Source organism: Planomonospora algeriensis (assembly GCF_977012225.1).
Genome location: NZ_CDRNDK010000415.1, coordinates 1 through 5,492 on the forward strand (window position 1 = coordinate 1; position 5,492 = coordinate 5,492).

General features: G+C 74.3%; 6 protein-coding genes and 1 pseudogene. 5 read left to right on the plus strand and 2 right to left on the minus strand.

Annotated elements, in window-relative coordinates; genetic code table 11:
• Positions 1-211, plus strand: a pseudogene (locus ACWJ6R_RS29060) (hypothetical protein); the annotation flags it as partial.
• A 43-nt stretch (positions 212-254) separates the two neighbouring features.
• Entirely contained in the window at positions 255-1,157 is a 903-nt protein-coding gene (locus ACWJ6R_RS29065) for a hypothetical protein (RefSeq protein WP_449065287.1), read from the plus strand.
• 141 nt (positions 1,158-1,298) lie between these two features.
• On the opposite strand, the gene ACWJ6R_RS29070 is transcribed toward ACWJ6R_RS29065, so the two are convergent.
• Positions 1,299-2,045, minus strand: a complete 747-nt coding sequence (locus ACWJ6R_RS29070; RefSeq protein ID WP_449065288.1) for a TetR/AcrR family transcriptional regulator — start codon at positions 2,043-2,045, stop codon at positions 1,299-1,301.
• Positions 2,046-2,174: 129 nt separating this feature from the next.
• On the opposite strand from ACWJ6R_RS29070, the gene ACWJ6R_RS29075 reads away from it, so the two are divergent.
• Positions 2,175-3,212: an ATP-binding cassette domain-containing protein gene (locus ACWJ6R_RS29075; protein ID WP_449065289.1), complete on the plus strand. Its 1,038-nt coding sequence runs from the start codon at positions 2,175-2,177 to the stop codon at positions 3,210-3,212.
• A 45-nt stretch (positions 3,213-3,257) separates the two neighbouring features.
• On the plus strand, positions 3,258-4,151 hold the full coding sequence (locus ACWJ6R_RS29080) for an ABC transporter permease (RefSeq protein ID WP_449065290.1): 894 nt from the start codon (positions 3,258-3,260) through the stop codon (positions 4,149-4,151).
• A gap of 47 nt (positions 4,152-4,198) precedes the next feature.
• On the opposite strand, the gene ACWJ6R_RS29085 is transcribed toward ACWJ6R_RS29080, so the two are convergent.
• A complete protein-coding gene (locus ACWJ6R_RS29085) occupies positions 4,199-4,828 on the minus strand; it encodes a thymidine kinase (protein ID WP_449065291.1) in 630 nt (209 codons plus the stop codon).
• Between the two features lie 150 nt (positions 4,829-4,978).
• Here ACWJ6R_RS29085 and ACWJ6R_RS29090 point away from each other — a divergent pair, with 150 nt between their 5' ends.
• Positions 4,979-5,428, plus strand: a complete 450-nt coding sequence (locus tag ACWJ6R_RS29090) for a hypothetical protein (RefSeq protein ID WP_449065292.1) — start codon at positions 4,979-4,981, stop codon at positions 5,426-5,428.
• Positions 5,429-5,492 lie beyond the last annotated feature (64 nt).

The window sequence follows — 5,492 nt, forward strand, 5'->3', positions numbered from 1 at the left end:
CGCCCGGCCCCGAGCCCGCCGTACCGGAGGGCGGACGGCCGGTCCAGGTCTTCCAGCGGCCGCCGCGCCGCCGGGCGCCGGGCCGCAGGGGCCGCAGGGGCAGGGCGTGCCCGTGTGGACGGTCGTCACCGCGTTCGGCATGGGCGCCGGCGTGGCCCTCGGCAGCGCCGTGATCGGCTGGCTGCTCGGCCGGGCCGGCCGCAGGGGCTGACCGGCCCCTCGCGGCGGGAGATCTTCCGGCGTAACGTGGCGGTATGCGCGAGGCACGTGCGGAGGACGCCCGGACCGAGGCCAGACGACTGATCCGCGACCTGCTCGGGGAGGAGCGGCTCTCCGCGGCCGCCCTGGTGCGCGAGGCGGAGACCGTGCTGGGCGCCGATCGCGTCGCCCGCTGCGCGGAGCTCGCCCGCGGTGCCCCGCTCACCCGCCGCTCCGCCGAGCTGGCCTCACTGGCCGGGCTGCTGGTCGGGACGCGCGAGCTGGGCGCGCGGTGGTGGGAGCGGGCGCGGGGAGGCAAGCCGCTCACCCCCGACGAGGTGCTCCGCTCCGCGACCGCCGTGGAGCCCTGGACCGACCTGACCGTGCTGGAGATGCTCACCGCCTGGATCGCCGACGACGCCGCCGACCGCCGATGGGGTACGCCCGCCGCGGCCGTGGACCTGAACTCCTGGCAGGCGGAGGACCGCGTCGCGCTGCCCGGCGGCGTCGCTCCCGGCGACAGGATCGTGCTCTCCTTCGACGCGGGCGGACGCCTGGACGCGGTGGTGGTCCGCCGCCCGGACGGCGACCTCGGCTCCAATCTCGACTTCGACTCGCTGCGCTACTCCCGTCCGGCCGAGGCCCAGTGGAGCTGGGGCGTCGCGGCCGGCCTGGGCCCGCACCCCCTCGCCGGGGAGGACCCGAGCCCGTACGGCACGCCGGTGGACGCCGGGGCCGCCCGGACGCTGCGCGCCTGGGCGCTGCGCCACGGCGCCGGCGCGGCGCAGACCGGTCCGGAGTGGCGGGTCAGGGGCGACGTCGTCGCCGCGATCGAGCGCGTCGACTGGATGTGGCGCAGCGGGGAGTGGTTCGCCTGGTGGCGGGCGGTGTCCGCGCTCGTCGACGGCGACCCCGTGCAGCTGGACGCCCGCCTGGCGGAGATCGCCGCGGGCTCCTGATCGGCCTGCTCCTGATCGGCCCGTTCCGGCCTGCTCCTGACCGGCCCGTCTCCGGTTCTTGCGGGCGGGCCGCGGCGGGTCCGGCCGTCGGCCGTGCCGGTGGTGGGGGACAGCGGGGGCCGCGCCGTCACCTGCCCGCGATCAGCGCCGCCACCCCGTCGAGGATGCGCGCCAGGCCGAAGGCGAGGGCGTGCGCCGGGTCGGCCGACCCTGGTGCTCCCGGCCCGCCGCCTCGCCGACCCGGGAGGCCACCGGGAACCGGGAGGCGTCCATCACCTTGTCGAGCAGCGGGGCGTTGACCGTCCACCACTCGCTCTCGCTCATCCCGCTGTCCTGCTGGGCCCGGGTCAGGTTCGCCCGGAGCCGGGCGGTGCCCTCGACGTGGGTCAGGACCAGGGCGAGGACGGAGTCCATCTCGACGTCGGACAGGCCGACGCCGTCCAGGGGGCGCAACTCGGCCTCGTACTTCAGCGAGGCGTTCGGGCCCAGGGCGGGCCGGCCGCCGGGGACCTGCAGCATCCAGGGGTGGCGCCGGTAGAGGTCCCAGTTGCGCGCGGCGACGAACTCCATCCCGCCGCGCCAGCCGCCGGGCTGCGCCGACGGTGCGTCCACGTCGTCGTAGAGCCGCCCGTAGGCGGTGTCGACCATCAGGTCGGTCAGCTCGGCCTTGCCGGGAACGTGCGTGTAGAGCGACATGGTCCCGGCCCCCAGCCGCTCGGCGACCTGGCGCATGGAGACGGCGTCGAGCCCCTCGTCGTCGGCGATCCCGATGGCGGCCTCGACGATCGCGCGCACGGTCAGCCCCGACCGCCCCGGCCTGCTGTGCGAGCCCCACAGCAGGGCCAGGCTGCGGGCCGGATCCGCATCGGGGGCCCTTCTCGCGCTCATGGGAACGAACTCCGAATCCTCGTCACCGGCCCTATCCTAATCACTCCGTACGCTGTACGGTACGTCGTACCAAACTATTCGAGCCGCAGGGCGGAGGCGCCCGGCGGCCGCGGAGCGAGGAGGGCGGAAGTGACGGACGCCGGGAGCGCGATCACGGCGCACGACGTGCGCAAGAACTACGGGGGACCGGCGGGCGGAGCGGGCCTGAACGGGCTCGACCTGCGGGTGGGGACGGGGTCCGTCTGCGGGCTGCTGGGCCCCAACGGAGCCGGGAAGACGACGGTGGTCCGGATCCTGTCCACGCTGCTGGACATGGACGCGGGCCGGGCGAGCGTGGCCGGGTTCGACGTCCGCAGGCAGGGGCGGCAGGTCCGCGAGCGCATCGGGCTGGTGGGCCAGTACGCCGCGGTCGACGAGGTCCTGACGGGGCGGCAGAACCTCGTGATGTTCGGCAGGCTCAACCGCCTGCCCGCCGCGGCGGCCGCGCGGCGGGCCGACGAGCTGCTGGAGCGGTTCTCCCTGACCGGGGCCGTGCGGAGGCCGGCGAGCGGATACTCCGGGGGCATGCGCCGCCGGCTCGACCTCGCGGCGAGCCTCATCGTGTCGCCTCCGGTGCTGTTCGTCGACGAGCCGACGACGGGTCTCGACCCCGCCGCCCGGCAGGAGGTCTGGACCGCGATCCGCGAGCTGGTGGACGCCGGGACCACCGTGCTGCTGACCACGCAGTACCTGGAGGAGGCCGACCGGCTGGCCGACCGCGTCTGCATGCTCGCGGCGGGCCGGGTCGTCGCGGAGGGCACCCCCGACGAGCTCAAGTCCGCCCTCGGCGGCGACCGGATCGACCTGGTGCTCTCCGGTCCGGAGGACACCGAGGCGGCCCGGGCCGTCGCCGCCCGGATCACCTCCGGGGAGCCGGACGTCGACCGGGCCGCCCACCGGATCGGCATTCCCGTCACCGGGCGCGTCCGGGCGCTGATCCGGCTGGCCACCGAGCTGAACGAGGCGGGGATCGAACCGCGGGACCTCGCGCTCCGCCGCCCGACACTCGACGAGGTCTTCCTCCACCTGACGGGCGGCACCCCGGCCACCGGTACGGCCGCCGGCCGCGCGGACCCGGCGAGCGGCGCCGACGTGGTCACGGCCGCCCCGCAGGAGGCCTCCGGGTGAGCACGGCGCCTGGCGAGTCGCCCCACCGGGAGCGTCCGGACGGGCATGACGCACGATCCGCCGACCCCTCGAAAGGAAGAAGAACCCCCATGGAAACCGTCCCCGCGGACACCTCCCGCCCATCCGCCCCGGCTCCCCCCTCCGGCAGGGTCCCGGGTCGGCCGGGCACTGACGGACGCCTGGACCATCACCCTGCGCGACCTGAACCACTGGGCCCTGCGGCCGGGAGCGGTCATCGTCGGATGGCTCTTCCCCGTGATGACCGTGCTGATGTTCGGCGGCCTGTTCGGCGGCGCGATCACGACTCCCGGCCCCGGCGGTTACTTCGAGTTCCTGATGCCCGGCATGTTCGCCCTGGCCATGCTCTTCGGCCTGGAGACCACCATGATGGCGGTGACCACGGACGCCGCCAAGGGGGTGACCGACCGGTTCCGCTCGCTGCCGATGAGTTCCTCGGCCGTCGTGCTGGGCCGGTGCGCCGCCGACATGCTCAACTCGATCGTCGGCCTGGCCGTCCTGGCCGGCACCGGGCTGCTGCTGGGATGGAGCTGGCACGAGGGCCGCGGTTCCGCTCTCACCGCCCTCGGCCTGCTGCTCCTGCTCCGCTTCGCCCTGCTGTGGGCCGGGATCTTCATCGGCCTGGCCGCGAGCGGGCCGGAGGCGGTGACCGCCGTCCAGATCCTGGTCTGGCCGGTGGGATTCCTGTCCGGTGTCTTCGTCGATCCGGCCACGATGCCCGCCTGGCTCGGCGCCGTCGCCGCGTGGAACCCGCTCTCGGCGACGGCCTCGGCCGTCCGGGACCTCTTCGGCAACCCGGGTTTCGCGGGGGAGACCTGGGCGGCGCAGCACGCGGGGCTCCTGGCGGTCGCGTGGCCGGTGCTGCTCACCGCCGTCTTCCTCCCGCTCTCCGTACGCCGGTTCCGGAGGCTGAGAAGCTGACCCCTCGACCGGGGCACGGCGGTACGGCCCGGCCCGGAATCGGCCGCTCAGCTCGCGCCGAGGTCTCCGGAGCGGTAGTGGCGGCGGCAGAGCACCTGGTAGCGGACCGGGTCTGCGCCGGTGTCGCCGATGACGACCTGCTCGCCGGTGCGGACCAGCGCGCCGTCGACCACGCGGGCGTTCAGCAGGCCGGGGCGGCCGCACCAGCACAGCACCTCGACCTGCAGCCGGTTGATCTCGTCGGCGAGCTCGAACAGGCGCTGGGCGGCGGGGAACATCCGCGACCGGAAGTCGGAGGCCAGGCCGAAGGCGTAGACGTCGATGCCGAAGTCGTCGGTCAGGTCGGCGAGCTGCTCGATCTGGGCGACGGTGTAGAAGCAGGCCTCGTCGCAGATCACGTAGTCGATCGGCTTGCGGTCGGTGACCAGGGCGACCAGGTCCAGCTCGTCGTCGACCTCGACCGCCTCGCTGTCCAGGCCGATCCGGCTGGTGATCCGCGGCCCGCCGGAGCGGTCGTGCTTGGTCAGGACCATCCCGCGCCTGCCCTGGCGGCCGTGGTTGTAGTTCATCTGCAGGGCCAGTGTGGACTTGCCGCAGTCCATTGGGCCGAAGTAGAAGCGCAGGATCCCGTCCCGGTTCGCGACGGGGACGGGGGAGAGCGCGGACGATTCGGTCACGACGGGCCAGCTTAGCGGTTTGCCCATGGTGTTTGAGCAGGGATACAACTGGTAGGAATGCCAGGTCCCGCGTAGGTCAAGCCCGACTCGGCTTGCCTCCGACAAAGCGTGGGAGATTCTTTTGGCCGACAGAAACATGGGAGTACACCTGTGACGACCGCCAAGACCCCACCCCTTCCCCCGGCGGCGGCGCCCACGGCGCCGCTGGCCAAGATCCCCGTGGCGCCGGATCACAATGAGATGCCGCCCGCGCTCGCGGCGATGATGACCGAGGACGAGGCCGTCGCGGCCAAGGCCGAGGCGGCCCGCTGGAGGTACGGGTTCTACGTGGTCCTGACGGGGCTGATCGTCATCCTGGTCGGGTTCGTCGTCGTCGCGGTGCGCGACGGCGGCGGCGGTGCGCCGTTCGCCGGTCTCGTCGGGGTCTCCGGGGCGATCATCGGAGCCTACTTCGGCGTCCAGGTCGGGCAGTCCGGCAAGGACCGGGTCGAGGCCGAGCTGCGCCGCACGAACGAGATGGCGATCCGGCTGGCCGCCAAGGTGCACGCGCACGACGCCGACGCGGTGATCGGCTCCATCATGGGCAACCGCCGCCGCTGAGCCGCCCCGCCGGACCGCCGCCGACCGGGCCCGTCCCACGGGATCCGGCCGGCGGCGGACCCGT